This window comes from Desertivirga xinjiangensis (assembly GCF_024436435.1).
Lineage (GTDB): Bacteria > Bacteroidota > Bacteroidia > Sphingobacteriales > Sphingobacteriaceae > Desertivirga > Desertivirga xinjiangensis.
This window is the reverse complement of record NZ_JAFMZP010000008.1, coordinates 1-26,760: the sequence shown is the minus strand read 5'-3', so window position 1 is coordinate 26,760 and position 26,760 is coordinate 1. Positions and strand designations below refer to the sequence as shown.

General features: G+C 40.1%; 28 protein-coding genes and 1 tRNA gene. 19 read left to right on the top strand and 10 right to left on the bottom strand.

Going from position 1 to position 26,760, the window contains the following annotated elements; translation table 11 throughout:
* The first annotated feature begins 14 nt into the window (after positions 1 to 14).
* Positions 15 to 1,760: an aspartate--tRNA ligase gene (gene aspS / locus J3P37_RS17670; protein ID WP_256012687.1), complete on the top strand. Its 1,746-nt coding sequence runs from the start codon at positions 15 to 17 to the stop codon at positions 1,758 to 1,760.
* A 244-nt stretch (positions 1,761 to 2,004) separates the two neighbouring features.
* On the opposite strand, the gene J3P37_RS17665 is transcribed toward aspS, so the two are convergent.
* Positions 2,005 to 2,721, bottom strand: a complete 717-nt coding sequence (locus J3P37_RS17665) for a hypothetical protein (RefSeq protein WP_256012686.1) — start codon at positions 2,719 to 2,721, stop codon at positions 2,005 to 2,007.
* A 56-nt stretch (positions 2,722 to 2,777) separates the two neighbouring features.
* On the opposite strand from J3P37_RS17665, the gene J3P37_RS17660 reads away from it, so the two are divergent.
* The gene (locus J3P37_RS17660; RefSeq protein ID WP_256012685.1) at positions 2,778 to 3,485 is read left to right on the top strand and encodes an SAM-dependent methyltransferase; all 708 of its coding nucleotides are present in this window, start codon (positions 2,778 to 2,780) and stop codon (positions 3,483 to 3,485) included.
* Complete coding sequence (locus J3P37_RS17655) at positions 3,482 to 5,086, top strand: FAD-dependent monooxygenase (protein WP_256012684.1); 1,605 nt, start codon at positions 3,482 to 3,484, stop codon at positions 5,084 to 5,086. The genes J3P37_RS17660 and J3P37_RS17655 overlap by 4 nt, the downstream gene beginning before the upstream one ends.
* Before the next feature lie 249 nt (positions 5,087 to 5,335).
* Here J3P37_RS17655 and J3P37_RS17650 read toward each other — a convergent pair whose 3' ends face one another.
* Genes J3P37_RS17650 through J3P37_RS17635 form a run of 4 tightly spaced genes read right to left on the bottom strand, consistent with a single transcriptional unit; the run spans position 5,336 to position 8,028 of the window.
* A complete protein-coding gene (locus tag J3P37_RS17650; RefSeq protein WP_256012683.1) occupies positions 5,336 to 5,938 on the bottom strand; it encodes a MiaE family protein in 603 nt (200 codons plus the stop codon).
* Positions 5,938 to 6,510: a nicotinate (nicotinamide) nucleotide adenylyltransferase gene (gene nadD, locus J3P37_RS17645; RefSeq protein WP_256012682.1), complete on the bottom strand. Its 573-nt coding sequence runs from the start codon at positions 6,508 to 6,510 to the stop codon at positions 5,938 to 5,940. Before nadD ends, J3P37_RS17650 begins: the two co-directional genes overlap by 1 nt.
* A 37-nt stretch (positions 6,511 to 6,547) precedes the next feature.
* Positions 6,548 to 7,120: a guanylate kinase gene (gene gmk / locus J3P37_RS17640; protein WP_256012681.1), complete on the bottom strand. Its 573-nt coding sequence runs from the start codon at positions 7,118 to 7,120 to the stop codon at positions 6,548 to 6,550.
* A gap of 32 nt (positions 7,121 to 7,152) precedes the next feature.
* The gene (locus tag J3P37_RS17635) at positions 7,153 to 8,028 is read right to left on the bottom strand and encodes a YicC/YloC family endoribonuclease (protein ID WP_256012680.1); all 876 of its coding nucleotides are present in this window, start codon (positions 8,026 to 8,028) and stop codon (positions 7,153 to 7,155) included.
* Between the two features lie 246 nt (positions 8,029 to 8,274).
* Here J3P37_RS17635 and J3P37_RS17630 point away from each other — a divergent pair, with 246 nt between their 5' ends.
* Together J3P37_RS17630 and J3P37_RS17625 are read left to right on the top strand one after the other, a co-directional pair.
* Complete coding sequence (locus tag J3P37_RS17630; RefSeq protein ID WP_256012679.1) at positions 8,275 to 10,485, top strand: PAS domain-containing sensor histidine kinase; 2,211 nt, start codon at positions 8,275 to 8,277, stop codon at positions 10,483 to 10,485.
* Positions 10,486 to 10,622: 137 nt separating this feature from the next.
* On the top strand, positions 10,623 to 11,609 hold the full coding sequence (locus J3P37_RS17625; RefSeq protein ID WP_256012678.1) for a pyruvate dehydrogenase complex E1 component subunit beta: 987 nt from the start codon (positions 10,623 to 10,625) through the stop codon (positions 11,607 to 11,609).
* Between the two features lie 92 nt (positions 11,610 to 11,701).
* Here J3P37_RS17625 and J3P37_RS17620 read toward each other — a convergent pair whose 3' ends face one another.
* Positions 11,702 to 12,178 (bottom strand): Lrp/AsnC ligand binding domain-containing protein, encoded by a 477-nt coding sequence (locus J3P37_RS17620; protein ID WP_256012677.1) that lies wholly within the window; start codon positions 12,176 to 12,178, stop codon positions 11,702 to 11,704.
* A 156-nt stretch (positions 12,179 to 12,334) separates the two neighbouring features.
* On the opposite strand from J3P37_RS17620, the gene J3P37_RS17615 reads away from it, so the two are divergent.
* From J3P37_RS17615 to J3P37_RS17595, 5 genes are all read left to right on the top strand, one after another.
* Positions 12,335 to 12,444 (top strand) — tRNA-Asp (locus J3P37_RS17615).
* A gap of 232 nt (positions 12,445 to 12,676) precedes the next feature.
* Complete coding sequence (locus J3P37_RS17610; protein WP_256012676.1) at positions 12,677 to 13,870, top strand: tyrosine-type recombinase/integrase; 1,194 nt, start codon at positions 12,677 to 12,679, stop codon at positions 13,868 to 13,870.
* Between the two features lie 63 nt (positions 13,871 to 13,933).
* Positions 13,934 to 14,797, top strand: coding sequence for a hypothetical protein (locus J3P37_RS17605; protein WP_256012675.1), 864 nt, complete (start codon positions 13,934 to 13,936; stop codon positions 14,795 to 14,797).
* Between the two features lie 77 nt (positions 14,798 to 14,874).
* Positions 14,875 to 15,270: a hypothetical protein gene (locus J3P37_RS17600; RefSeq protein ID WP_256012674.1), complete on the top strand. Its 396-nt coding sequence runs from the start codon at positions 14,875 to 14,877 to the stop codon at positions 15,268 to 15,270.
* A gap of 43 nt (positions 15,271 to 15,313) precedes the next feature.
* Positions 15,314 to 17,167: a DEAD/DEAH box helicase family protein gene (locus J3P37_RS17595; protein WP_256012673.1), complete on the top strand. Its 1,854-nt coding sequence runs from the start codon at positions 15,314 to 15,316 to the stop codon at positions 17,165 to 17,167.
* Positions 17,168 to 17,305: 138 nt separating this feature from the next.
* On the opposite strand, the gene J3P37_RS17590 is transcribed toward J3P37_RS17595, so the two are convergent.
* From J3P37_RS17590 to J3P37_RS17580, 3 genes are all read right to left on the bottom strand, one after another.
* Positions 17,306 to 17,998 (bottom strand): hypothetical protein, encoded by a 693-nt coding sequence (locus J3P37_RS17590; RefSeq protein WP_256012672.1) that lies wholly within the window; start codon positions 17,996 to 17,998, stop codon positions 17,306 to 17,308.
* A 27-nt stretch (positions 17,999 to 18,025) separates the two neighbouring features.
* The gene (locus tag J3P37_RS17585; protein WP_256012671.1) at positions 18,026 to 18,547 is read right to left on the bottom strand and encodes a hypothetical protein; all 522 of its coding nucleotides are present in this window, start codon (positions 18,545 to 18,547) and stop codon (positions 18,026 to 18,028) included.
* A gap of 142 nt (positions 18,548 to 18,689) precedes the next feature.
* Positions 18,690 to 18,863 (bottom strand): hypothetical protein, encoded by a 174-nt coding sequence (locus J3P37_RS17580; protein WP_256012670.1) that lies wholly within the window; start codon positions 18,861 to 18,863, stop codon positions 18,690 to 18,692.
* A gap of 87 nt (positions 18,864 to 18,950) precedes the next feature.
* On the opposite strand from J3P37_RS17580, the gene J3P37_RS17575 reads away from it, so the two are divergent.
* The 6 genes from J3P37_RS17575 (at position 18,951) to J3P37_RS17550 (ending at position 22,667) form a co-directional block, all read left to right on the top strand.
* Positions 18,951 to 19,166: a hypothetical protein gene (locus tag J3P37_RS17575; RefSeq protein WP_256012669.1), complete on the top strand. Its 216-nt coding sequence runs from the start codon at positions 18,951 to 18,953 to the stop codon at positions 19,164 to 19,166.
* A gap of 291 nt (positions 19,167 to 19,457) precedes the next feature.
* Positions 19,458 to 19,775 (top strand): hypothetical protein, encoded by a 318-nt coding sequence (locus J3P37_RS17570; RefSeq protein ID WP_256012668.1) that lies wholly within the window; start codon positions 19,458 to 19,460, stop codon positions 19,773 to 19,775.
* Positions 19,776 to 20,477: 702 nt separating this feature from the next.
* Positions 20,478 to 20,813, top strand: coding sequence for a hypothetical protein (locus J3P37_RS17565; protein ID WP_256012667.1), 336 nt, complete (start codon positions 20,478 to 20,480; stop codon positions 20,811 to 20,813).
* 1 nt (position 20,814) lies between these two features.
* A complete protein-coding gene (locus J3P37_RS17560; RefSeq protein ID WP_256012666.1) occupies positions 20,815 to 21,129 on the top strand; it encodes a hypothetical protein in 315 nt (104 codons plus the stop codon).
* 49 nt (positions 21,130 to 21,178) lie between these two features.
* Positions 21,179 to 21,829, top strand: coding sequence for an FISUMP domain-containing protein (locus J3P37_RS17555; protein WP_256012665.1), 651 nt, complete (start codon positions 21,179 to 21,181; stop codon positions 21,827 to 21,829).
* Positions 21,830 to 21,941: 112 nt separating this feature from the next.
* Positions 21,942 to 22,667: an FRG domain-containing protein gene (locus J3P37_RS17550; RefSeq protein WP_256012664.1), complete on the top strand. Its 726-nt coding sequence runs from the start codon at positions 21,942 to 21,944 to the stop codon at positions 22,665 to 22,667.
* Between the two features lie 78 nt (positions 22,668 to 22,745).
* Here the strand turns inward: J3P37_RS17550 and J3P37_RS17545 are convergent, their stop codons facing one another.
* Positions 22,746 to 22,925, bottom strand: a complete 180-nt coding sequence (locus J3P37_RS17545) for a hypothetical protein (protein ID WP_256012663.1) — start codon at positions 22,923 to 22,925, stop codon at positions 22,746 to 22,748.
* A 330-nt stretch (positions 22,926 to 23,255) separates the two neighbouring features.
* On the opposite strand from J3P37_RS17545, the gene J3P37_RS17540 reads away from it, so the two are divergent.
* The 3 genes from J3P37_RS17540 (at position 23,256) to J3P37_RS17530 (ending at position 26,339) form a co-directional block, all read left to right on the top strand.
* On the top strand, positions 23,256 to 23,600 hold the full coding sequence (locus tag J3P37_RS17540) for a hypothetical protein (protein ID WP_256012662.1): 345 nt from the start codon (positions 23,256 to 23,258) through the stop codon (positions 23,598 to 23,600).
* Positions 23,601 to 24,393: 793 nt separating this feature from the next.
* A complete protein-coding gene (locus tag J3P37_RS17535) occupies positions 24,394 to 25,650 on the top strand; it encodes a hypothetical protein (protein WP_256012661.1) in 1,257 nt (418 codons plus the stop codon).
* 227 nt (positions 25,651 to 25,877) lie between these two features.
* Entirely contained in the window at positions 25,878 to 26,339 is a 462-nt protein-coding gene (locus J3P37_RS17530) for a JAB domain-containing protein (RefSeq protein ID WP_256012660.1), read from the top strand.
* The last annotated feature ends 421 nt before the right edge of the window (positions 26,340 to 26,760 follow it).

Sequence of the window (26,760 nt, the reverse complement as noted above, 5' to 3'; positions counted from 1 at the left end):
CTAACCTCAATTTTATGCATAGGACACATACCTGCGGCGAATTAAACATCAGTGATTTAGGAAAAGAAGTCACCCTGGCAGGGTGGGTTCAAAAATCACGCGATCTGGGCGGAATGACGTTTATTGATGTACGCGACCGTTACGGCATCACTCAACTTGTTTTTAACATGGAAGAAGATGCTGTAATTGGCGACCAGGCACGCAAATTAGCACGCGAATATGTAATTAAAGTTCAGGGTAAGGTTGTTGAGCGTTCTAATAAAAACGCGAAAATACCTACCGGGGATATCGAAATAAAGGTATCTTCCCTCGAGATCCTGAATTCGGCCAAATTACCTCCTTTCCTTATCGAAGATGAAACGGACGGAGGTGAAGATCTAAGGATGAAATACCGTTATCTCGACCTTCGCCGTAATCCCGTTAGGAACAACCTTGTACTTCGTCATAAAATGGCACAGGAAATCAGGAAATACCTCGACAGTCAGAACTTCCTGGAGGTAGAAACTCCTGTACTCATCAAATCTACACCGGAAGGTGCAAGGGACTTTGTGGTACCAAGCCGCATGAATCCGGGCGAGTTTTACGCTTTGCCGCAGTCGCCTCAAACGTTTAAACAACTCCTGATGGTATCTGGTTTCGACCGGTATTTTCAAATCGTGAAATGTTTCCGTGATGAGGATCTTCGTGCCGACCGCCAGCCGGAGTTTACGCAGATCGACTGCGAGATGGCTTTCATCGAGCAGGAAGACATCCTAAACTTGTTCGAAGGCTTAATACGCAGCTTGTTCAAATCCGTTAAAGGGATTGACCTGAACGAAGTTCCAAGAATGGTGTATGCAGATGCGATGCGTTTATACGGTTCAGATAAACCTGACACTCGCTTTGGAATGGAGTTCGTAGAACTAAACGACGTATTGAAAGGTGCCGGATTCCCGGTATTCGATAACGCCGAACTGGTTGTCGGCATCAATGCCAAAGGTTGTGCTGAATACACAAGAAAACAATTAGACGAGTTAACAGACTTTGTTAAGCGACCACAAATTGGCGCGACAGGCCTTGTTTACCTTCGTTGCAACGCAGATGGTTCCCTTAAATCATCTGTCGATAAATTTTACGGCGAAGAGCAGCTGAAAGCCTGGGCTGCAGCATTCAATGCTGAACCAGGTGATCTTATCCTGGTTATGGCCGGTGCTGCCGACAAAGCCCGTAAGCAATTGAACGAGCTTCGCCTCGAAATGGGTTCACGTTTAGGCTTACGCGATAAAAATCAATTCGCTCCATTATGGGTTATCGACTTCCCACTGCTGGAATGGGATGAAGAAAGTGGACGTTACCATGCTATGCACCATCCTTTCACGTCTCCGAAACCAGAAGACATCGCTTTGCTAGATACGAAACCAGGAGAAGTACGAGCTAATGCCTATGACCTGGTAATTAACGGAACAGAGATCGGCGGAGGTTCCATCCGTATCCATGACCGCGCGTTGCAATCCTTGATGTTCAAACACCTTGGCTTTACGGAAGAAGAAGCACAAAAGCAATTTGGCTTCCTGCTGGACGCTTTCGAGTTCGGAGCGCCACCACACGGGGGTATTGCCTTTGGCTTTGACCGCCTGGTATCGATTTTTGCAGGATTAGATTCCATACGTGATGTGATCGCCTTCCCTAAAAATAATTCAGGACGCGACGTCATGATCGACTCCCCTTCTACCATATCAGAAGAGCAATTGAAGGAATTGAGTATAAAGACAGTTTCTTAGCACACGCGGCACGCGTGCGCTAGCCAGCGAATTGAGTAAAAGACAAATATTTAATAATCATAAAGGGGTGTCCAAAGGCCGTCCTTACCAGGCTGATCGTCATGCCGAATTTATTTCGGCACCTCTTGTACCTGCTTAAGCAAGAGGTCCTGAATCAAGTTCAGGATGACGAAGTAACCGAGCTCGCGTCAATTACGAAGGACCCGAATTTCAGGACACCCTTTCCGGACACGCTCTCTTTACACTACGCCGCAGTTGATATATGCTTTACCAAACTCCGTTTGGCAAGCGGCAGCAAGGTTTGTTCAAAAGGAAAAGTAATATCAGTTTCCACATGATATACAGCAGGATTAGGGACCTCCCTCCTTTTATGGATCAATTCTTTCCTGATGGCTTCAGGCGTGTAAATGAAATTACGTTCAAAGCTCGTTACAAACGAAGTATTGATCCCCCTGTACTTTTCATCCTTCCCTTCAAAAATAGTTACCTGATATTCATAAACCTTGGTTACTTTCTCGTCACCGTTCCTTAAAAGCAGATAACCGTGATACGGGTATAAGGGAATAACCCCGATAGCCTCTATTCTGATCCGGCTTTCCACAAAGTCATAGATTTCCTTTCCTTCTTTAATGGCTGGGTCCATTTTTCGTATGGAATAACTGATGATATGCTCTATCTGTTGCATCAGCGAATCATCCTTTACCATTTTATCATAGGTCAATTTGAGAGCCTCCAGGTCGGCATTGGTAAGTCGTTCAGGAAATGCCTGCTGCAAAGCCGCCTTGTTCTCTTTAAACTTTAAAAGATTATTATAGTGGAAGATCAGATCGTTGAGATCAGGGTAAAGCTTAGTTTTATTAAAGTGTTGATTTATCTGCTGCAAATAAGCCAATAACTGATACTTCTTTCGTTCAAAATCAACAGATCCCTCTATAAACCAATTCACACTTAATGACTTCATAGAATTCCTCCTTATTAAAATACAATAAATACAGAAAAAAGACCAAATTTGCAATAATGCCTAAAGGATCTCTTTTTTTAATTCCGGTACCCCTGGCTGAAAGCTCAGCAGATAAAGTGCTCACAGTATACCAGCAGGACTTGATTAACAATATCAGCACTTATATTGTTGAGAATGAAAAGACCGCCCGTTATTGGTTAAAGCAAATGCATTTAAAGATCCCGCAAAGCGAGCTCTTGCTCCATACCTATGGCAAGCATTCCGAAAAAACGGACATAAGCACCTATTTCACGGAGCTTGAAGCAGGACAGGATGTCGGATTAATGAGTGAAGCCGGTTGTCCCGCAGTGGCCGACCCCGGGTCAGAGATAGTTTCCGAAGCGCATCGCCGGGGTATAAAAGTGGTGCCCATGGTAGGCCCAAGTTCGATCTTGCTTGCCCTGATGGCCTCCGGTTTCAGCGGCCAGAGCTTTACCTTCCATGGCTATCTCCCTATCGATAAAGTTCAGCGCTCTAAAAGGATCAAAGAACTCGAAAACCTTGCAGAACGCCATAACCAGACCCAGATATTTATTGAAACTCCTTTTCGGAACAACCAAATACTTGAAGAGCTTTTACGCAGCTGCAGTTCCAAAACCCAACTCTGTGTAGCAGTGAACATCACAGCGGAAGACGAGCAGATCATATCCAAACCTGTAGAACAATGGAGGAAACTGAAGGTTGATTTCCATAAAAAACCAGCCATATTTCTAATATATAAATGAGCTTAATCCCTGGGCAATGTTCTGTTCTGATCGTTGGTGCCGGTCCCTCCGGCCTGATGATGGCAGCGCAGTTGCTCAGGAACGGCGTGCATCCACTGATCATTGACCGCAAAACACGACCTTCACAAAGCTCCAAAGCACTGACGGTCCAGGCCAGAACATTGGAGATCTTCAGGCAAATGGGATTAGATCAGAGTGCCATAGTGCAGGGAAACGTCATTAGCCAGATCCAGCTCCATAATGAGCTTAACCATTCAGCAAACGAGGTTTCGACCCTGGAGCTTAGCTCTTCAGGAGAGCAAAAAAGCCACTTTCCGTATATGCTGGTTTTGGAACAATACAAAACCGAAAGGCTGTTAATTGATTACCTCACTATCAATACCTGCCCCATTTACTGGAATACGGAGCTTCTCGATCTAAGCCTGACTGATGAAAACGTTACTACCAATGTAAAACGTAATGATCATGAACAAACTATCCAATGCGACTGGTTGATTGCAGCCGATGGGGCCCACAGTAAAGTTGCTAGTACTCTACCTGTATCTTTTTCGGCAGCCAAAGATGAACACCGGTACTATGCAGCAGATATTCAGGTTAACCTGGATTCAGGCAAAGAAGCCATACACTTCTTTTCGGGTGATCAGGGATTTGCAGCGTGTTACCCAATGCAGAGTAACTCGCTACGATGCACTGGCATGGTACCTGCAGCCCTCAGGAAAAACGATGATCTTTCTTTTGCCGATCTTAAACCATATCTGACTTTTACTTTGGGAGTTTCAGTACAAAACGAGCAATGCACTTGGTTTTCCACATATCCGGTCAGGCGTAAAACCGCGGAGAATTTCAGTATCCAGCGTTGTTTCCTGATCGGTGATGCAGCCCATGTGCATACCCCCATAGGTGGTCAGGGAATGAATGCCGGCCTACAGGATGCCGCAAACCTGGCCTGGAAGCTGGCAGGAGTAATAAAAGAAAGATATTCAAGCAAGATTCTTAAAACTTACCACCAGGAGCGGAGGCCAATAGCCCGGCAAATTTCTAAAACCGCCGACAGGGTATTCAATACCTATTTTTCCAGCAACTGGTTCAGCCGGAACATTCGAAGGTATTTTGCATCTGCGATCCTCGGGGACGCAGGATCACAAAAACATATTCACGAAAAAACCCTCAGGTTTATTTCCCAGGCAGCACAGAATTACCGTTCAGCAGGCTTGTCTGTCCATCATAGCCAATCAAAACTTGTAAGAGCCGGCGACCGCCTGCCATATCTGAAGTTGTTTGACGAGAAACTTAACGAGGAAACCGACTTGCATAGCTGGTGCTCTGGAGTAGGTTTTACCCTACTGGTAATTGGTCACTTAAATGAACGGGATCTCTTTCTTCTGGCCAAATGGATCAAACAAACCTATCCATTCGATCTGAACTTCTACTATCTACCTCCTTCGGACAGGAATCAACATGTACTTGACGCTTTCGAAATAAGCAAGAAACAAAGACGGGCTCTAATTGTCAGACCCGACCTCCATATTGGCTATCTTAATGATGCTGTTGTTATTGATATGCTGGACACCTACCTCAAAGAAACCGTAGGCTGGCGGTAAACTTGTTGTCTTCATTGAACCGAACATTGTCACTTCGTCCAAACGGAACTTTGCCCCATCGTCATCCTGAACTTTGCCCCTTCGTCACATGCTGAACTTTGCCCCTTCGTCATCCTGAACTTGTTTCAGGACCTCTTGAGTTAAACATAGTTCAAGAGCCACTGAAACAAGTTCAGGGTGACGCCCCTCCTTGCTAGCGCACGCGGTGCCGCGTGTGCTTAACAAACAAGCTCAATCACGCCCTTCCTTCTACCCGTGAATCGTCTCCTTTTTCCCGTAATTCTGAATAACCTCCGCTTCGTACGCTAAAAATTCTTCCCAGCGCTTATCAACATCTATCCCTTCTCCATATTTTTTTGCAAGCTTGATGAACATCGAATAATGCGTAGCCTCACTTACCATCAGTTCATGATAAAATACCGCCAGCTTCTCATCATTAATATTATCAGAAAGAACCTTAAAACGCTCGCAGCTCCTAGCTTCGATCATTGCCGAGAAAAGCAGCCTGTCGATCAGCTGAGCCTGCCGGCCGCCGCCTCGAATAATAAACTTCGCCAGCTCATTTACATAATCATCCTTACGTTCCCTTCCAAGTACATATCCCCGTTCCAGGATAATATCGTGCACCCGTTTAAAATGATCCATTTCCTCCTGGACCAGGGCAGCCATTTCCTGCACCAGGTCTGACAAGTTCGGATTTTGGACAATCAGCGTAATAGCATTACTGGCAGCCTTTTGTTCACAAAAAGCGTGATCGGTCAGGATCTCTTCAATATTGCTTTCTACAACGTTCTTAACCCACTTCGGATCGGTAGGAAGCTTCAACTTCAGGATAGTTTTTTCGTTGCTCATTACCTGTATAAATTTTTACTGTCAATAAATTCCAGGACCTCATCAGGCACAAAATATTGCACGCTCTTTCCTTCCTTAATTGCATTACGGATGAAGGTAGACGAGATTTCCATATTAGGAGTTTTAGTGATCGTTACCGAAGGGTGCGAAGCCAGCTCCAGGCCGTCAAAGCCAGGACGGGGATAAACCGCAATCTTATAATCACGAAGAATGACTTCGTAGTTCTTCCATTTTTTCAGGGAAGCAAGATTGTCGGCACCCATGATCAGTGTGAACTGATGCTCCGGGTATTTCTCCTTCAAATATGCCAGGGTATCCACCGTGTATGAAGGTTGGGGAAGTTTAAACTCCACATCACTCACCTTAAGCTTCTCAGCACTGTTTGTAGCTAACCTCGCCATTTCCGACCGGTCGTACATATTAACGAGACTTGTTTTGTTCTTCAGAGGGTTATGGGGGGAGATTACCAGCCATACACTTTGCAGATCCGTATAATTGGCCATATAGTTGGCGATGATTAAATGCCCGATATGAATAGGATTAAACGAACCAAAAAAAAGACCGATACGCATATTCTCCAGTCTTAATATTCTTAATTAGTCTCTTTAATTACTTCCCGAACAAAAATTCCCTTACAATCCTCTCAGCCTCCTCGCAAGCCGTTGTAAGATCGTTGTTTGGTAAAATAATATCAAAGCGATCTGCATAAGTAAGCTCTTTTCCAGCCTTACCGATACGCTCCTTTAATTTCTCTTCGCTGTCAGTACCTCTTGATCCCAAACGCTGAATCAGTACTTCCAGAGAAGGAGGCTGAACAAAGATAGCCAAAGCATCGTCTTCAAACTTTTTACGTAAACGCAGGCCACCTTCCACATCAATATCAAACACCACATGTTTACCCGAATCCCAGATACGTTGTATCTCCGACCGCAGCGTACCATAAAAAGTACCCGAATACACCTCCTCGAACTCCACAAATTCATGCTTTGCAACCTTATGCAAAAACTCCTCTTTACTTATGAAGTAATAATCTTTATTATTTTCTTCCGAACCACGGCTTTCCCTGGTTGTAGCTGACACAGAAAATTCCAGCTCAGGGATACGCGATAAAAGATAATGCACTATAGTTGTTTTGCCAGCTCCCGAAGGAGCCGAAAAAATAACAAGTTTGCCTTGGGTCATATGATATGTGTGTTCTTGCCCGCAGGCTTTTATTATAAAACGTTTAACAGCTGTTCTTTAATCTTTTCAAGCTCTTCCTTCATGCCGACCACTACCTGTTGTATGGAGGCATCATTCGCTTTCGATCCCATGGTATTTACTTCACGGCCAATCTCCTGCGAAATAAAGGATAACTTTTTCCCATTAGCATCAGGCGATTTAAGGGCTTCCAGGAAATAATCACAATGGCTCTTCAAGCGTATCTTTTCCTCCGTAATGTCAAGCTTATCAATATAAAAAATAAGCTCCTGCTCAAAGCGGTTCTGATCAATGTTATCCTTGCCAACATATTCGTTCAGCATCTGGCTTATACGTTCCCGGATAGCCGGAATACGCTTAGGTTCGAGCACTTCAACCTGTTTAAGAGCGCTAAGAATATTACCTACCCGTAGTATAAGGTCCTGCTCCAGTATATTTCCTTCGTCACTCCTGAACCTCTGAAAGCTAACCATCGCATCGTCAAAAGTTTTACGCAATTGTTTCCACTCTTCTTCAGAAACCACATCCTCGTCGAACTGAATCACTTCAGGAAAGTTCAGTGCTAATTGTAAAAGATTCGAACCAGGATCACCCAATTCATTTGCCGTATCTTTCAGCTGTGTATAATAAAGCTTTAAGAGACCCGCATTGATAGAAGCAGCCTTTTTTTCGTTTTCAGAATATTCGATAGTGAACGCGATATTCACTTTTCCTCGTTCAATTTGCTTACTGCATTCATTACGAAGGATCAATTCTTTATCTGAAAACGCCTTTGGAAGCTTTAGCGCAAGTTCAAGAAACTTACTGTTCAGGGATTTGATCTCTACGGTATATTTAGTATTGGCAAAATCATTAGCTGCAATACCGTAACCTGTCATGGATTTGATCATGGCGCCAAAGATAAGATTTATTCAGATAAGAGCATTCAAGAAAACTTAAGTGTGCGCGCGCTCTCAACACGCCAGCGGCTTTACAAGCTTCGGGAAAAACTTACACATTGAAACATTTTTGCCCCAATTCCGTTTATACCTTTTACAACTAATACAAATAAGTTAATACAATAAGAAGGTAATATATCAAACCTGAGAGTTGAAAGGGGACTCTGATTGATTAACGGAGTCATTATACTACACTTAATGGAAAAGACTAAATCTGGGGATATCTCATATCTATCATCAACGTCCTTTGTTAATTCAACCTGTGATGCTGTCATCACGAAGGACTTAAATGATATTATTACAAGTTGGGATGCCAATGCAGAACAGCTGTTCGGTTATTCACACGCAGAAGTAAGCGGCAAAAATATATCTTTAATAATCCCGGATGAGAAACGCGCGGAAGAGCAGCAGATCACCAAGCTGATAAAAAGCGGCATTTCTATAAACAGCTACTATACTGAACGTCTTGACAAATTTGGCAACAGGCTGCATATCATCTTATCGCTCTTACCGGTTCTGAACGATGAGGGAGAAATTGCAGGGATTAGCGAAGTGCTTCAGGATATTACCTGGAAAAGAGTGCTTGAAGATAAACAGGGGATGCTCGCCGCTATAGTAGACTCCTCTGATGATGCCATTATCAGCAAAACCCTCGACGGTTTCATTACCAGCTGGAATAAAGGAGCTGAAACCATATTCGGATACAACGAAGCTGAAATATTAAATAAATCGATCACGGTTTTGATCCCTCCGTCGCGACTGGCAGAAGAATTGATGATCCTGGAAAGGATTAAAGCAGGCGAAAAAGTAGAACATTTCGAAACCATAAGACTAAGCAAAGACGGAAAGGAATTGATGGTTTCTTTAACCGTTTCACCTATAAAAAATGCCAAAGGGGAGATTATCGGCGCGTCAAAAATAGCCCGGGACATCTCGCAGCAGTATAGTTCTGACATCAAGCAGGCAATCCTTGCGTCTATTGTGGATTCATCAGAGGACGCCATCATCAGCAAAAACCTGGACGGCATCATCTCCAGCTGGAACAAGGGGGCCGAAAGGATATTTGGCTATACCGAGAGGGAGATCATCGGAAAACATATCAGCACCATTATTCCTGAGTCACGTCGCGGAGAAGAGCAGATCATAATCGACCAAATTAAAGCCGGCCAGAAGCTGGATCATTTTGAAACCAGAAGACGCCGGAAAGATGGAACAGAACTGATCCTTTCGCTTTCTATATCTCCTATAAAAAATCACCGTGGAGAAATCATCGGCTGTTCCAAGATCGCCAGGAACATCACGGAACAACGTATCCTCGAGCACAAGCAGGCGACTCTAGCTGCTATCGTAGATTCTTCTGACGACGCCATTATCAGTAAAAACCTGGATGGTATAATCACTAGCTGGAATAAAGGTGCCGAACGAATATTTGGCTATACCGAAAGCGAAGCCATTGGACAGCCGATCACCATGCTGATACCTGAAGCTTTGCTGGACGAGGAAAAGATAATTATCGGTAAAATAAGAAAGGGCGAACGAGTAGATCATTTCAAAACCACACGGATTACCAAAGACAGAAAGGAAATTGAGTTATCTTTATCTGTATCGCCAGTAAAAGATAAGAAAGGAAACATTGTAGGTGCATCCAAGATCGCCCGCGATATCACCCAACAAAACGAGATCCTAAGACAATTAAAAAGGTCCACAGAACAATTAGAAAAACTAAATAATTACAAAGACGAATTTATTGGTATAGCCAGCCACGAGCTGAAAACACCATTAACCAGTATTTATGCCAATTTACAATTGCTTGACCGTAAATTGAGCGACCTGCAGCATAAGAGCTTTGTCGCAAAAACGTTAAAACACGCCAGCAAACTCAACTCACTGGTTGCCGATCTCCTGGATATTTCAAAAATTCAAGCGGGGAAATTACAGCTTAACACCAAGCCTTTTAACATGGCCGAATTGATTGAAGAAACCGTTGATAGTGTTCAGCCAACATCAAAAACGCATACGATAAAAATCCAGAGCAAGACAGCAACTGAGATTACAGGCGACCGTCAGAGAATAGAGCAGGTGTTGATAAATCTCCTGACCAATGCGATAAAATACTCTCCACATGCCAATGAGGTGCTGGTAAACATGGCAGCTTCTGATGATGCCGTCACCGTAAGTATCCAGGATTTCGGCCTTGGCATTCCCGAGGATCAAATGGGACAGATATTTTCGAGGTTTTTCAGATCTAATGATCTGCCTTCGAGCATATCAGGATTGGGCATAGGCTTGTACATTTCTAATGAGATAGTTCTTCGTCACAAAGGAAAGATGTGGGTGGAAAGCCAGACAGGAAAAGGTTCAACCTTCCATTTCACCCTGCCCTTCACACACAACACAAGGCAGGCTTAAAAAATTAAGAGAAATCCGAAAATATTCAAAATATTACCCCAGCGACACAAATTATATTCACTGGGTACCTTACATTGGTTGGATTTGATATAATACTGCCTTATATTTGCGTTCCAAAATATTGATTTATACATAAAATGAGAGAAATACAGTTCAGAGAAGCGCTTCGTGAAGCATTAAACGAAGAAATGCGTAAAGACGAAAAGATCTTTGTCATGGGTGAAGAAGTAGCTGAATACAACGGCGCTTACAAAGTAACCCAGGGAATGCTTGACGAATTTGGAGCGAAGCGTGTAATTGACACTCCAATTGCTGAACTTGGTTTTGCAGGTATCGCTACCGGCGCTGCAATGAATGGCCTAAGACCAGTTGTAGAGTTCATGACCTTCAACTTTTCCCTTGTTGCTATTGACCAGGTTATTAACGCTGCTGCCAAAATTTACTCTATGAGCGGCGGACAGTTCTCTGTGCCTATCGTGTTCCGTGGCCCAACTGGTAATGCAGGTCAGCTAGGAGCTCAGCACTCTCAGAACTTCGAAAACTGGTATGCAAACTGCCCTGGACTTAAAGTAGTGGTTCCTTCCACTCCTTACGAGGCTAAGGGCCTGTTAAAACAATCTATTATTGATCCAGATCCGGTTATCTTCATGGAATCAGAAGTAATGTACGGTGATAAAGGTGAAGTACCAGAAGAAGAATATTACATCGAGATCGGAAAAGCCAACGTGGTAAAAGAAGGAACTGATGTGACCATTGTTACTTTTGGCAAGATGCTTTCAAGAGTAGTCAATCCGGCAGTAGAAGAATTAACCAAAGAAGGAATCAATGCAGAAGTGATCGATTTACGTACTGTACGTCCTATCGATTACGATACCATCATTAATTCCGTTAAAAAGACAAACCGTTTGGTAGTAGTAGAAGAAGCATGGCCACTTGGTTCAATTGCTACAGAAATTGCTTTCAAAGTACAAAAAGACGCGTTCGACTATTTAGATGCACCTGTGATCCGCGTAGTATCTGCCGACGTGCCACTTCCATATGCTCCAACCTTGATCAAAGAAGCATTACCAAATGCAGAGCGTGTGGTTAAAGCTGTGAAAAGCGTATTATACGTAGAAAAATAAGAAGATTAAGAACATTAATCTTCCATAAAAAAGCCGGTTTTGAGTATCAAAACCGGCTTTTTTATGATCCCAGTATTAAACAGGATAACAGCTTATGTATCCAGACTGATCTGGCGTTTAATACTCTCTTCCAATGAGATAAAAGTTTCTGTACGTTGTATGCCTTCTACCGATTGTATATAATCGTTCAACACCAATCTTAGATGATTAGTATCGCGGCAGATAATTTTTGCAAACATACTCCAGGCACCGGTAGTATAATGCAGCTCTACTATCTCCTTTACTTTTCTTAATTTTTCTACGGCATCCTTATAGGTTGATCCTTTTTCAAGGTAAATGCCTAAATAAGCACAAACATCATAACCTATTTTCTGCGCATCAATAAGCAGATTGGAGCCTTTGATAATTCCAAGATCCTGCATCTTCTTCATTCGGACGTGGATGGTGCCTCCCGATACGATCAATCGTTTTGCGATTTCGGTATAGGGTATTGTGGCATCTTCCATCAATAATGAAAGGATTTGCATGTCCAGATTGTCAATTTCTAAATTTGCGCCTTTTTTTTCCATTGGATTTTTGAAAGATAGTAATACAGATACGAAGTAAATAAAAATTTTATAAAAATTAAAATATATTCTTAGAATATTTGCAACGAATATGCAATATGTTTTAAATTTGTATTAAGCAATTGCAACAAACATATGACATAGCAAAAGCTTACAAACTGTAGGGTGGTGAAACAGGCAGACACACCTCCTTGTCTCGGTGGCGGAGAACTTGGGAAAACCGGCAACGGCTTAACCACTCCTTGAAGGTTCGATTCCTTCCCCTACAGCTCCTTTCGTTTAATTTAGGTTTATAATTGGTTAGTTTGAGCAGGTGCCCATCACCTGCTTTTTTATTGCGCTTTTAGGTGCGTTTAAAGGCATATTATGAACTGAGAAACATCTCAGATCTCCCTCTTTTGTTTGGTAAAATGAATAACCGCTACCAAAATGCTACCACGTTTTTAGTGTTGAAAGATCCTTTTTTAGGCTTGATATCACCTCCTCGCTAAGATTAATCAAATGGCGAAAGTAAATTATGACTACCCACTAAACCTAACATGTAACAAGCCTTTAATATCTGGTAAGCGATTAACAGACCGATGGTTTGTTTACTTCAGTTACATCTATAAAGGAACAAGAAAACAATACAAAATATCATCAGGGTTGAATGATAAAGAAGATACCATTGCAACCAGGCAGAAGAAAGCTGCGAAAGTGTTGAATGAGCTTGATCACTTACTGCGTACAAAAGCGTTCGACCAAGCAAACAATATCTTTAAGAAGGCACCTTTAGAGGATGCCTCTCTATCTGATTTGATAGATGAGTACTTGTCAGAAGTCAAAACACGTGTCGTGTACCACACGTACGCTAATTACTGCACTATCTTTAAAGTTTTTAAGGAACAGGCATCTACACATAGTCTGTTTGAAATTGATCAAGGGTTTATAAAGATCTTTCTAAAGGAAATAAAAGTCAAACCACAATCAAAGCGTAGTTACAAAACCTACCTGTCCGTATTCTTCAACTGGTTAATCGAAGAGAGGAACTTACCCATCCAAAACCCGACTTTAGGAATTAAGATACCAAACAATCTCCCGGTAGAACGACACCGGATACATTCTAAGGATGACATTAGGAATATTATCGGGTACTGCGACGATCGTAACGATCTAATCTTAAAAACAATTATATACCTGATCTATGGGGCTCAAGTTCGGATCTCAGAGATATTAAAAATCCAAATACGAGATATACGACTGAATGAGAATAAGATAGTCTTACCGAAAGGAAAGGGTAAGGTTAAAAATAAGTCCAAAACGGTTCTGTTAGATGAACCATTGAAGCAGTACCTTTTGAAATTACCAATTAACTACAATGACCAAAGTATCGGAGACCTTTTCTTTATCGGTACAGATGCACGCTTTCAAAAGAGTAAGTTCGTTGCCAAGCTTCCACTTGCTACCAGCACGATAGGATCAAGGTTTCAGAAACTAAAGTCTGAACTGACTATTGATGAGAATAAGACCCTATATAGCTTTAAGCATACAGGAAACGTGAATCTACTTATCAACGGCGCTGACCTTATCGAACTAATGTACAAGAACGGTCATAGTAAGATTTCACAGACAGAAACTTACGCAAGACAACTTATAGAGCAAGTACCAGAAGTGAAATACATCCGAAAGACCAGGGATGATATAGATTTCATCTAGACAACAAGAATCCTGCCACCTCCGGCAGGATTTTTATCTTTACACCCTTTATAGTTTAATTCGATGCGTTTTACATTCGATATCCCTGATTCAGTATTAAATATTATCCCGCAAGAACTTCATAACACTCTTATACATTGTTGTAAACGGGAAAATGAAAAATGGGAATGCTCAATCGTTAAAGACGAATTAATCACATTAGAAGAAGTGAGTAAGGAAAGTTATTATCAATTAACAGACACCGACATTCTTCCACATTTCCGTCGTTATGCTGATGATAGAGATAAAATACTTCGTCGCCTTCTAAAGAATCATTTCAAAGATGAAAGAGATAGAGATAACTTGAGGTTTGTTGTTTATTATTTGAATGCAGCTCTGATTGATGCAAAAAGTCATGACCCTGTATTGGTAAGATATACTCAGCAAATCGGGGAACTTTTTGAAGCGTTAAGGATAATAACGCATTATGATTACAACAAGATAAAAGTGACTTTTAGCTTAACAAATATGAAGGCTGAGGAGGGTTCATTTTCTGAATTTGATCTTCTACCGGATCTGTTAATAAAGCTAACTAGCACAATAATGTTATCCCTTCCTCTTAATGCAGAAGAATTAGACTTCATTAAGAGCATTCAAAATAAATCAGTAGATCAGGACGCTATAAAGGCTAAAGTAAAGCTATATAAAGAGAGGTATTCGGATCCTCAAGAATACTTGTTACTTAAAGGGGCACTAGCAATTTTGAAGTTATTGAATATTATGAAGTTCGGATTTAGAAAGTCAATGAGTTTTGCATCAAAGCCGCAATTGCAGCTTATTCTTGACATATACGAGGTTATGAATTGGAAAGTCAAAAACGTGGTAGTAACTAAAGATCTTCGCAACAAGTTAGATTACCTAAGCTCTCATTGTAGATTAGGCTCTTAAAACATCTGAATTTGCACATTTAATAAATTTTCTATTCAGACAATAATAGCCCCAATAGCACTTGCTTTGCATCTATTATGAAAAAGCAATTTAGTTTTAACACAGCAAGCACTAACGGCTTAGTGCGTACAATTACAGCAACAAACTTCTTTGATCAATACTTATCTAAAGAAGAAGTTATTAAAATGGGATTAGATCTGGAAGAACATGCTCCGAATCTATTAGTCAACCTAGATAAGTTCATCGAATACTCTAAGTTGGAGAAGAAAATCATCTCGGTGGTCCAAGATAAAACCCACCAGAGGACAGGTATGCCATATTTATATTTTACAATGCAACTTCGGAATGCAGAGCCTGAAATAATGCTTTACAACGCAGGCAATCTTAAGAAGTTCGTTGATGATTATGAAGACGGGCGAATCAAAGTACAGTTCACGCTTGAAGAATTACTCAATGAAGCTAGAGAAGTTTAATCACGAAGAGGTGGGCTAGTCCCACCTTTTTTATTTAATGAATATGTTCAAATCCAAGACAAAGCATCACGTAAGTTTAAATACCTACTTGTCTTCTATCTTCCCCAAAGGCTTACCTGTAAACGCTTTTATAAACAAAGGAAGATGTGGAATTGGTGGCACTACTCTTGAAATCAAAGATAAGTCTCGTACGACACTCCTTGTAGTTCCCAACATCAGCATACTTAAGAGTAAGATGATGGCAAAGAACGCTGATGAAAGACCCGACTATATAATATTTGGTGGAGTCAGCCGTCCAGAGGTTGTAAATATTGTTAAAGAACTTCGTAAAGGTGAAAAGATAATGTGTACACCAGAGGCAACTAGAAAGATTGTAAGAGCAGCAAAATCGGTTAACCGTTGGGAAGAAATGAAACAGGAATGGTTTCTCCTTTTAGACGAGTGCCACACATTTATCACAGAGGAATACAGAAAGGATATATTAGCCCCTTTCGACTATTTCTGGGAGTTTAAAAACAAATCAATTATCTCAGCCACCCCGTATTACTTCTCAGATAAACGCTTCTATTCGTTAGATCTCCATGAAGTAACTTTTACAGAGAAGTTAGGTAAAATTACTTTGATGAATGCTGTAAGTGTAGATGGCACATTAAACTATATCTTAAATAACACGGATCAGGCTCAAGGCAACATCCACATCTTCTATAACTCTGTAACAGCAATACGCGATGCTGTAATAAGATCAGAGATAGCCGATTGCAATATATTCTGCGCAAATGATAAAGACAATAGTAACATTGAAAAGTTAGGTGACCTTGCTAAATTCTTTGTAGAAGAACCTAAAACTGACATTTATAAGAAGGTTAATTTCTATACCTGTAAATACTTCGAGGGATGGGATTTATATGATGAAGGGGCTACAATTATCCTTGTTACAGATCGCTATAAGCCGTATACTAAGATAGGAGTAGGTAGCAAAGGAAAGCAAGCTATAGGACGCTTACGCAACAGCGGAGAGCAGTTTATGCATATAACCAATCATGAGAAAGAGAAAGTGAAGATTACTCTTGAAGAGTTTAAAACTGAATATCTAAAGGAAGCAAACACGCTTATTGACGCTAACAATAGTCATATTAGACAGAGCAAATTCGGAAAGTTTAAAGGAAATGATATGCTTCACAAGTTTGCTGATGTAGAGGATGAAACAAAGCTTGCTACTCTTAACCGGATGAAGCTGGATCAACAAATCAATGAATCAGCTAATAATGAAATCTATAAACACATAGACTTTATTAAGGAAGATTGGGAGAAAGCATTCTTTGAGGTTGAAGTACAATACTCACCGTTCAAGCTTGAAAGTAAAACGACAATCGAAAGAAAGTCTGGCGCAACTAAATTGAAACAGGATTATCTTGAAATATTAGAATTTAGAAGGGAACACGGTGGAAGCAGCTGGTTCTACTTCGGAGAACCATTAGACCAACAAATTAATAAGACGAATCCTTTAGCTTTTAAAGCAGCAAACCTTCTGGATCCGCAAACAATGGAAGAGCATAAGTGGAATCTGAAGAAGATTGAGCAGTTGGTAATAGTTAAAAGCAATGAGGATGCCTACATAAAACTGCAAAAGCTAGCTAAACGGATCTTCAACAAGAAGCAAGGAAGACCGGACAACTTTCATTTTAACTCAGAGGTAACGGAAAAACTTCGTACATTATTTGTTGATCTTGAAATTAGAGATCCAAAGACGGGTAGGATAAGAGAGGCAACACCTTCGCTATTCTCGGAGGTAACAGGCTTTAGAGCTAAAACAGCGAAGAGAGTAAACTCTGATGGAAAGAAGGAGAACGGATTAGTAATAGATACAACTAGCTTGATTTTAAAGCTAACTGATTGATTTATCCATCCTTTAATCTATCTATCAAGGTTCCATCAAATCGATAAATCCTGTACTTATATAGGGAGATTACAAGAATATGCAGTTTGGTGGAACCGTTATTCTGGTCTGATCCATAATAATAAACGACGCAAACGTTTAAGCCTCTGCAGAGAGTTTATCAAAATAAATTGAACGAAGATAAGCTTCCAAATCGTCCTCTGATTGTAAACTGACAAACACCTCATGTGCTATTTGTCGGACCATAGCGAAGAAGGGGGAGTGCGTTGGCTTATAATCAATATCGAAATTATCCCAGCCTAGCATATCTTCAGTAAACTTATATATTAAAAAGTGTTGCGGATCAATTGATGGATCAATGTGACTGCCCCCGGCTTTGTTACTAAGTATCGTAATTAATTGCTTTCTGGTGAACTCAAATCTGTTTGGATAACGACAGATAACCTGGGTAGACCACCAAAAATCAAAATCAATCGGTTTGTAATAAGCAAGGTTTAGGAAGGGATGATAAGTTAGAAAGGTTGAACCTAGTACTATCTTAGAGTCAATTATAAAAAACACTGGTAGGAAATAATCTACATGTCCATCCGTATACTCTGTCCCTGGCCTGAACTGCGGCTTATGAGACATCGTGTGAACGAAATCTATATTATTCAAAGCTAGCTGATGGATTAAAGCGTGAGATTTGGGTGTATTATGAAGAAGAACTCGAAGCTTATGAGCAATATCCAACGCATATTTAATTTTACCACGATCGTACTCGAAACAAATTAGAGCAAGTGATTCTATTTGGTGTTTAAGATTATCTTTTAAATCTTCCTGTTTCCACATGCTTGTTTAATTAGGAGGTAAGAGTTATTATTTTACAAGTGAAGGAAAGCTGAGATAAACATTTCCTAATGAGAAGTTCAGAACTTGTTGGTACTGGTTGCCATCCATATCGCAAAAGAAGAGGTAACCTAGAAGCTCTTTGGATTGGTAAACTCCATTTTCAATCTTAAAGTTAAAGTCGAACTGCGACTTATCACCTTTCAAGAAGACCATTGCAGATTGAGGAAAAAAAATGGTATTGGTGCCTTGATGCCTTTTAAATTTCAAGTTGTTAGCATCAGCATTATCCAAAATTACTTCTAGCGTATAGCGTTCGCAGTGATGTTCAACTTGAGAGGATTGATCGAATATTTTAAAGACAGGCATTATGCTTCGTCTATCTTTCTCTCTTTCCAGTTTAAGCATTTCGGTCTGATCTCGTGACGTTTTCCACTGTAATAATAGGGTGATTACTAAACCAACTGCAGCAAGGATGGAACTTCCTGCCTGTACCCAGTCAGCTTGACTACCTGTAGGCAAATCTGAAAAATCGACGATTTCTAAAATCATATTAATAAAATGCCCTACAGATCCTCACCTGCAGGGCTACCTAAACCTTATCACAATTACTTGTAATGGTTTCAAATATATGAGGAGTAAATTACTTTATCAAGACCAGGCTTAGCAGCTTGGTCTCTCTTTACAATTTAAATTAGAAAGTTAGATCTGGTACTTCGGCAGACTCTAATTCGTTCTCTGCATATAACCGATCGGGGCCATTATCTATCGAAACCACAACCTTTTCATCTTCACTATAAGGAAATGCAACGTAGCCAGTCTGCCCTGTAGCAATAATTCTGACCTTGGATAATACTTTAAATGACATAGCTGATAACTTTAAACTGGTGAAACAAAGGTACGAGTTTAAATGATAGTTGCTAAAAATATTAGCAAATTATACCTTTGCTGACCTATGGGGAAGCTGCTGATCCGGGTACATCACAATAGAAGAATTCATACATTAGAAGTAAGGCAGAACTTTATGAGATGGTACATCGTGCTTGGAAAATATAGTGCATACCACTTTGAACGGACCAGTGAGGGATGGATACAAAGACAGGGTGGATATATACCTGATAAGCTTTTATTCCAGATTATCGAACAACTTGAGGAGCTTCATCAGAAGTGAAACTGCTGATTCCACAAGGAATCAAAACCTCGATCCAAAATTTTATATAAAATATAAGAGGTCATAATAATAAGGTACCCCCCACCATATTGTATGAGCTCGCGACACACAAGCCCTATCACAACAGACCCTCTCCAGTAGGTTTAAGAAAAGTGAATTCCCTATCGTTATCTTCTAAAGACAAGGTGCCCCACCTTTAAATTTTACCATATATAAACCACCTACTCACAGGTAAATTCACTTTCTAAACAATCAATTCCAGGTAAAACCTTTTAAAATCAACCAACCCACATGCTTTTCATAGAGTTTTATACCCTAGCAGTACCTAAACAGGTACTGGAATTCAAATATGCCGGAGGCATAGCTGAGTTTCAACAACACATTCCAAACCATAGTTATCATGAAGACGAACACCTGGCGACAGCCCGGTTCGTAAGGATTGACGAACTATTTCACTTCATTAACCATTGCGAGGAGCATGGTTTGCACTTTGACCAGGATCAGAATTATTCAGAAGACTTTGCAGTGTACTCCTTTATGGGTATGCTGTGGGAAGCTAATTGGTTACAAACCAATCTGTTTCAGCTCTGGATGAAGGGCAGCAATTAATTTTAACAATCAACCAAAACATTATGTCAACATCAGATTATTCCGAAGAGGCATTAGAAGCTATCTGGGACTATGTCGATTCATTCTTCGACTTCGATTAAACAAGAAGGCTTGCTTCGGTAAGCCTTACTTAATTATATGTAAATTAATTCTACAAATCTGTTTAACTCTTATTACTTTTAAAGCAATCAAAAGCGGAGATGATTGGATATAAGTAGATTTGAAATAACATATTGATAATTAAAGATATATAGCGTTAGCTATTTGTTCTTGTGCTTGGAACCTAGGAAATTCGAAACACAACAAGGACAGATTGTGTACGCCTACGCTGATAGCGTGGGCTGTGCCTTTCTGTTGTGTTGGGCTTCCTAGGGCCTCAAGCGCGGATCGGCTACAGTTCCACGCTATTTTGTTTATAACCTACCGAAGAAGGGACTAGTCGGTGCCTATTATCGTTTTTAGATGTTCAATAATCAACCTGAAACTCCTGTAAACACTACCTTATTCAACTGCACCTGCGGTAAGGCTTTGACAATGCCCTCAAACCGACATATTATCTTTAAATGTTCATACTGTAATGAAAGCTATACTGCTAAATACGGTGTACTGGTAGAGGAACCACGGAGTCAAAACAATAATCTGTCCCAAGCAACTATTATTAAGAGAGAGATTATGGGTGCTCTGAATAAAATTGAGCTTCTAATGAAGGAACTCCATAGTGTAGAACCATTTACACCCAAAGAAAATGAGGTCTTGGGTAAGATGGCGGTTGAAAACAATTCGCTGTTTAAAAAACTGGTTGACTTTCAAGAGAGCAACCCCTATAACCTGAATGCTGCATATCACTCTTATGATCGTCTCTCAACTCTATCTGATAAGCAAGCAAAAGTTGAAGTGCTGATGACGTTTATTTTCTCTGCTCTTTTTAAGCTTCAACGTGAATCTTTTTTTGCTCTATTCGAAGATTACAATCATGAAATGTTTACTCAGAAGCTTCTAAATATAAATGGACAACTAGTTAAAGAGTGGCTAAATTAATATGGGATTAATAAGATCAATCTTCGGGGATAAAACCGAAGTAGGCTGGCTACTGGGCGGAGAGGCTAGTCATTGGGAGTATAGACGTTATGATAAGCTGATTGAGATATACGATAAAATACTCCAGCTTAAAGTAGACAGCAATTTAAAGAGCCAATGCCTGGTACTAAGAACCCATGCGAAAGCCTTACACTTCAACTGCGAATCTGCAATAGCAGAATTTAACTATTTAAAAGGTACTATTCCCGGATTTAGGCTTCATTCAGTGGACCACGAGAACCGGATAAAGAAGATTCAACAAGGAATCTTACCGTAAGCCACCTACTCAATTTTACAACCACAACTAAACACAACAGATCAAATCAATGAAACAAGTTCTATTACTAACCTTATCAGCAATGCTGATCTTAACTTCATGCTCTAAGAAAGACGATGAAAACCCGGAAGAAACCAATTCTGTTACCATCACTGGTAGAGAATATTCCACAGTAACCATCGGTAATCAAATCTGGACCAGTGTAAATTATAATGGTAATGGAGGTACCAACTTCGACAACACTGCCACTAACGATGCTACTTATGGAAAACTTTACACCTGGGAAGAAGCAAAAGCTGTTCAACTACCTTCTGGCTGGCGATTGCCAACTAAAGCTGACTTTGAAACGCTACTATTACACCTTGGAGGTACTAAGGACGGTAACAATGTAGTGGAGGGTAATGCTGCTGTTAACCTGAAACTGAAATCAAAAACAGGATGGCTTCTAACCCAAGGTAACAACTCCAGTGGATTCAATGCCTTCCCTGCTGGAAGAATGAGCTCATGGGATAGCAATGATTACCTTTATAAAGGTGAAGGTGCTGATTTCTGGTCTTCAACACCTGCTGGAAGCGCTAACTACTATAATTATTTCTCCGTCTCCAACTGGATTGAGGAAGGAACCACTTATGATGAAGCAACTTTAGATGGTCAGAGAAATGATATGAGATTCTCAATCAGGTTCGTGAAGGATAAGTAAACCATATTACAATAAGATGGAGGCTGTTAACTGACAGTCTTTTCTTATCAAGCTATTAGGTTTCAGACATTCCATCCATTGTTTATGTACAGAACGTCTATATTTGTCACGAATGAGTTTTAAAAATAAAACCACAGTATCAACTTTTAAGGAATTTCTTAATCTAATTACTGATGAGGTTAAAGCTTTAGAGGAGGAAGACCTTTTTTTATTGTACCGTGGACATCTTGATGCTAAATGGGATTTGCTACCAAAAATTGCAAGGCTAGGACTTGAAGCAGAGTTGCCAGATTGGGAGTTGTCCCTGATGGAAGAGTTTAAAAGGTTTGGACGGTCACATATCTCTACCGAGATTCTAAGTAATCAATGGGACACATTAGCTATTGCCCAGCACCATGGACTTCCAACAAGACTCTTAGATTGGTCTAGTAGTCCTCTAGTTGCATTATGGTTTGCGTTTAGGGAAGATATCGAAGTGGAGACAAGAGCAGTCTGGTTACTGGGCATTGACAAGAACCATATAATTGATACAAACAAGGGAACTCCTTATCAACAAAAGCAAACAAAAGTCTTTAAGCCAGGGCATATAACTAAACGTATTACAGCTCAACATGGATGGTTCACAACCCACGCTTTCATTGAAGATAATGCGAAATTTATTCCTCTGACTACTAATAAAACCTACAAGCAGAGGCTTTTCAAACTGGAGTTCTCTAATAGCTTACGAAAGGAGATATTAATAGGGTTAGATGTGTTAGGAATTAATGGGTTAACATTGTTCCCAGATCTTGACGGTTTGTCAAATTATCTATCGTGGAAGATGATGCGCAAATGCTAATTTAATCCCAAACGCTCGGTCTTACCCTCTGATTGCGGCTTAGAGAGGGATAAGCCTCGGTTTGGTCTTAAGTTTCTGCTACAACCCAGGGTGGTGCATTCTACGGTTCTTCTGCCGCAATCCCCATCCGCACTGCCCTACGCAGGTCCATCGGTATTCCAGATCCCTGGGGATTTTCCAGAAAGATATGCCAGGTTGCAATCCGTTAATAAGTTCTGCGAACACATTAACTGCATTATCCTCCGGATAACCTGTCATGCTTTCTGTTTTAATCAGCGGGATCTTACATGAAAAGCTACTCTAGATTTCGATAAAGTTTACGCTACGCTCCAACCTTATGAAATCTACCGCTTTTCCATAATTTTACTCGCCTACGCGGTCGCTCAGGCTTCGGGTTGTCATAGTTATTGATAGGGCTATGCTCAGGCTCTCACAGTCAATAACTCCGCCAACCCTCGTCTTTCATAGAAAGATATCGAAGAACCGCACTGGCGTGCTTCTCTTCTCCGACCTTCGCTCAACTCGTAGACGGCTCGCGCGAAGATTGTTTAAAAGCTAACCTAGATTCCCTATCTTGTCTAACTTTATATGTTAAAACTGACTTTGCCTTATCTTATAATTTTAGCCGCATTTTCAGCTGTAATGGCAATCGGTGGAGTCTTATACTTGGATCAAGATGAACCTGAGTCATTTAGCCAGGGAGTTGAACTGCTAAAAAGAAACAAACATGTGTTAGCTAAGATAGGCACGTATAGATCTCATACCTGGAAAGCCACAGAACTTCCCAATGAGGCAGATAACCCTGCTAACTTTAGAGTTAGCATACTCGGCTCCACCGCAAAAATCTATCTCCATTGTAAGGTTAGAAAAGATGAAAGGGGTAATTGGAGATTGCTTAGGATAATGCAGGATAGCATAAAATTTCAAGAATAGTTATGAAGACATACTAAGCAGCCGCACTTAAAGGTGCTCCCCTTGCTTAGAGGCGGAACACCATTCGCAACGGTGTCGCAGATAACGAATTATATTATTAGATTTGCACAAAAACGACCTTATGTTTCATTTTATAGAACTTACAGAAGATGGAGTTAAAGTTCAAGTTAACTTTTCTCAAGTGTCATTCTTCCATGCCTCTAATGGCAAAACCAGAGTTGCATTTAATTATAGGGAAGAGGATCACTTATCTAAGATCCGATACTACGAGGAGAGCTACGAGGAGGTCTTAAGTAAATTAAATGAAGCCTAGCAAGGTAGAATCCAACCTGTTATTAATAGTAGCTTACCTTATTCCTTATGAGCCTTAGCTTCGAAAGCCTTAATAATGATACATCTTGTAATTGCTTGGACGGCGCCTATCCTGATGATCAATCTAGTTTCGCTTTGAAAACAAACAAACCTCTTCTAAGAGATGTAGACTTTTCTAGCAAGTGGGATAAGGGCGAAAGACCAGAAACTGATGACTGCAAAGTAATTTGTTCCAAGAAAGGAGTATCATTATCATTGCTCAATACCGATAACGTTAATGAAGTAAATAGCATTTATCAGAAGTTGTTTCCTATAGCTCCTAAGTATAAGCCATACATTACGACTATCAAATTAGCAGCGACATCTGGACTTGTAAAGCATACTCCTAGTCGTAATAATGCATATCATTTTGACTTTTATAAGAGTGACAGCTTCGAGATTAGTCAGATAAAGCTTATTGAAACAAAGAATCTTTAATAAGATGTTCGAAGTAAAAGATCATAAAGTCTTAATAAGCGGTCTTGATAAAATCGTAGACAACAAAACTATTTTATTCAATGATGGAGATAATGACATTCTATATACAGGGACAAATAAGTATGGTAATAGATTGCTTTGTGCTATTATGTTTGAGGACGATGACGAGGGATTCTTCAGGTTCATGCACATCCTTATATCAGATTATCAATACAAGGACTTCTTAAATAAACGCATAACTCTGAGGAAAATCTTAGAAGAAAATGAAAGTCTCTTCCTTATTGATAGGAAGTATAATGGAGAGGAAAGAGTTAATCTGATTTCTTTCGATGAAATACCTGAGGACTTCCGTCCATTAAACGATTCCTATTGTCCAGACTTCATAGATGATCCTTCATTCAATTATGTTATAAGTTTAAAAGGAAGACAATCAGACCTGCACTTAGCTACGCCTTATGATGTTAATGATGTTAATACGAGATTCAGTCAATTCTTTGAATCTGCAACAAACTTCTTTAATGACTTAGATTTTGATAGGACGGTCTATATTGAAGCGTTCAAAGCAGGTAGTTTTAGAATTGAGTTTAAGATTGTAGTCAACGAAAGTGGGCAAGCTTCACTATTTCATCTAGAAAAACAACGAATTAATGACTTCATTAACTCTTATATAGAGTATGTCTTTAATGATTTGCCGCAAGAACCAGAAGATGTCTTTAAGCATGAAGTAGTTCAATCAAATTTGTTTAAAAGTTTAGAGGCTCAATTAGAATCATTATATGATGCTAAGGAGGCAAAGCCAAAAGCAGGAGTTGAACAGAAGCTGATAGATTCTATTAACTATGCGGTTACTAGAATCAAAGATATCCCTTTCAATAGTAGCTTTGAGCGAATAGAACTTTTAAACCAATCTAAGAAAGGAGAAGATATTCAATTGGGTATCATGGACAAATCCTTCATACCTTCAGTCGAACGAAAGCTGCCTATATCAGAACAAAAGCCTCCTAAAAAAGAAACGACAGACGAGTCTCCAATGGAGTATTCAATCTTAGTTTACTCATTTAACACAAACACTGGAAACGGAGCGGCTTTCGTTCAACTAGAAGAAGAGAGATTTGAGAAAGTCTCTCTGCATGTTAAAGGTTTGACTAATTACCAAAGCTCAATTTACACAAATAGCATGGACAAAGGTTCCACTGTTAAGGTTAAAGGTAAAGCTAAACGTGTAAATGACCGGATAAAGAATATAACAATAGAAAACTAACTAAAGTAGATCACAACTCTTCAAAAGATAAAACTGGTTAGTAGATGTTAAAATGACTGGTTGATTATCCATTAACATTTAAACAAAGTTAAGCAGAGTCTAAATATGCTCTCAAAAGACTACGGCATAAACCCACCTCCAGGTGCTCTTGTGTCCATTTATTCCGTTTCCTTTTGAGCATGATTTAGCCATACGCTTGCTCTAGTTCCATATTAATTCAAATCAATATGGATACACAAATCAGATTATCTCAGGTAGCAGAGATCGAAGTAAGCTACAGACCTAAGTTCAAAGCGTCAGAAAGACCAAGAATTACGTGTTCAAAGGATTGTTACGAGATCTTATTACAACAATGGGATCATAACAAATTAGAACTCCTGGAGCAGTTTAAAATCATGTTACTTAACAGAGGTAATAAAGTTCTAGGGATAATGAATGTAAGCACTGGTGGAGTAAGTGGCACAATAGCAGATCCGAAGTTAATCTTTGCAACTGCTTTAAAAGCTACTGCATCAGGGATCATTCTTTCACATAACCATCCTAGTGGTCAATTGAAACCAAGTCAGGCTGATATTAACTTAACGAAGAAGCTGAAAGATGGTGGAGCATTGTTAGACATTGCGGTACTAGATCATTTAATCGTTACCAGTGAGAGTTATTATAGTTTTGCTGATGAGGGGTTGCTTTAAGCAGCCTTTTTAGATAACTTTGTTTAATAATAAATCAGTTCATTCACATAGAGGATGAGTGATGTCATAGGTCTTTGAAGGATTAGAAACACTACCAGCTTCCAAAATGCTACCATAGTAGTAAAGAAATTGCTCTAACTAACTGAGTTCCTTCCCCTACAGCTCCTTTCGTTTAATTTAGGTTTATAATTGGTTAGTTTGAGCAGGTGCCCATCACCTGCTTTTTTTGTAATTGAAAGTGTAAATTTTAACTAACAAAAATAGAACATCATAATCGAGGAGGATTTGAATATCATTTCGGATCATCATTACAGCTCTACCTTGTCGTTTGACGGATCAGTCCGGAAAGTTGTGGACTAGGCGTATATTTTGGATAACCTGTACATAAAGAATTCGATATTAGTTACCCCTCTGAACTGAC

Coding starts and splice junctions, on each gene's coding strand:
- aspS (WP_256012687.1), top strand. CDS start 15: ATGCATAGGACACATACCTGCGGCGAATTAAACATCAGTGATTTAGGA.
- J3P37_RS17665 (WP_256012686.1), bottom strand. CDS start 2,721: ATGAAGTCATTAAGTGTGAATTGGTTTATAGAGGGATCTGTTGATTTT.
- J3P37_RS17660 (WP_256012685.1), top strand. CDS start 2,778: ATGCCTAAAGGATCTCTTTTTTTAATTCCGGTACCCCTGGCTGAAAGC.
- J3P37_RS17655 (WP_256012684.1), top strand. CDS start 3,482: ATGAGCTTAATCCCTGGGCAATGTTCTGTTCTGATCGTTGGTGCCGGT.
- J3P37_RS17650 (WP_256012683.1), bottom strand. CDS start 5,938: ATGAGCAACGAAAAAACTATCCTGAAGTTGAAGCTTCCTACCGATCCG.
- nadD (WP_256012682.1), bottom strand. CDS start 6,510: ATGCGTATCGGTCTTTTTTTTGGTTCGTTTAATCCTATTCATATCGGG.
- gmk (WP_256012681.1), bottom strand. CDS start 7,120: ATGACCCAAGGCAAACTTGTTATTTTTTCGGCTCCTTCGGGAGCTGGC.
- J3P37_RS17635 (WP_256012680.1), bottom strand. CDS start 8,028: ATGATCAAATCCATGACAGGTTACGGTATTGCAGCTAATGATTTTGCC.
- J3P37_RS17630 (WP_256012679.1), top strand. CDS start 8,275: ATGGAAAAGACTAAATCTGGGGATATCTCATATCTATCATCAACGTCC.
- J3P37_RS17625 (WP_256012678.1), top strand. CDS start 10,623: ATGAGAGAAATACAGTTCAGAGAAGCGCTTCGTGAAGCATTAAACGAA.
- J3P37_RS17620 (WP_256012677.1), bottom strand. CDS start 12,178: ATGGAAAAAAAAGGCGCAAATTTAGAAATTGACAATCTGGACATGCAA.
- J3P37_RS17610 (WP_256012676.1), top strand. CDS start 12,677: ATGGCGAAAGTAAATTATGACTACCCACTAAACCTAACATGTAACAAG.
- J3P37_RS17605 (WP_256012675.1), top strand. CDS start 13,934: ATGCGTTTTACATTCGATATCCCTGATTCAGTATTAAATATTATCCCG.
- J3P37_RS17600 (WP_256012674.1), top strand. CDS start 14,875: ATGAAAAAGCAATTTAGTTTTAACACAGCAAGCACTAACGGCTTAGTG.
- J3P37_RS17595 (WP_256012673.1), top strand. CDS start 15,314: ATGTTCAAATCCAAGACAAAGCATCACGTAAGTTTAAATACCTACTTG.
- J3P37_RS17590 (WP_256012672.1), bottom strand. CDS start 17,998: ATGTGGAAACAGGAAGATTTAAAAGATAATCTTAAACACCAAATAGAA.
- J3P37_RS17585 (WP_256012671.1), bottom strand. CDS start 18,547: ATGATTTTAGAAATCGTCGATTTTTCAGATTTGCCTACAGGTAGTCAA.
- J3P37_RS17580 (WP_256012670.1), bottom strand. CDS start 18,863: ATGTCATTTAAAGTATTATCCAAGGTCAGAATTATTGCTACAGGGCAG.
- J3P37_RS17575 (WP_256012669.1), top strand. CDS start 18,951: ATGGGGAAGCTGCTGATCCGGGTACATCACAATAGAAGAATTCATACA.
- J3P37_RS17570 (WP_256012668.1), top strand. CDS start 19,458: ATGCTTTTCATAGAGTTTTATACCCTAGCAGTACCTAAACAGGTACTG.
- J3P37_RS17565 (WP_256012667.1), top strand. CDS start 20,478: ATGAAGGAACTCCATAGTGTAGAACCATTTACACCCAAAGAAAATGAG.
- J3P37_RS17560 (WP_256012666.1), top strand. CDS start 20,815: ATGGGATTAATAAGATCAATCTTCGGGGATAAAACCGAAGTAGGCTGG.
- J3P37_RS17555 (WP_256012665.1), top strand. CDS start 21,179: ATGAAACAAGTTCTATTACTAACCTTATCAGCAATGCTGATCTTAACT.
- J3P37_RS17550 (WP_256012664.1), top strand. CDS start 21,942: ATGAGTTTTAAAAATAAAACCACAGTATCAACTTTTAAGGAATTTCTT.
- J3P37_RS17545 (WP_256012663.1), bottom strand. CDS start 22,925: ATGACAGGTTATCCGGAGGATAATGCAGTTAATGTGTTCGCAGAACTT.
- J3P37_RS17540 (WP_256012662.1), top strand. CDS start 23,256: ATGTTAAAACTGACTTTGCCTTATCTTATAATTTTAGCCGCATTTTCA.
- J3P37_RS17535 (WP_256012661.1), top strand. CDS start 24,394: ATGTTCGAAGTAAAAGATCATAAAGTCTTAATAAGCGGTCTTGATAAA.
- J3P37_RS17530 (WP_256012660.1), top strand. CDS start 25,878: ATGGATACACAAATCAGATTATCTCAGGTAGCAGAGATCGAAGTAAGC.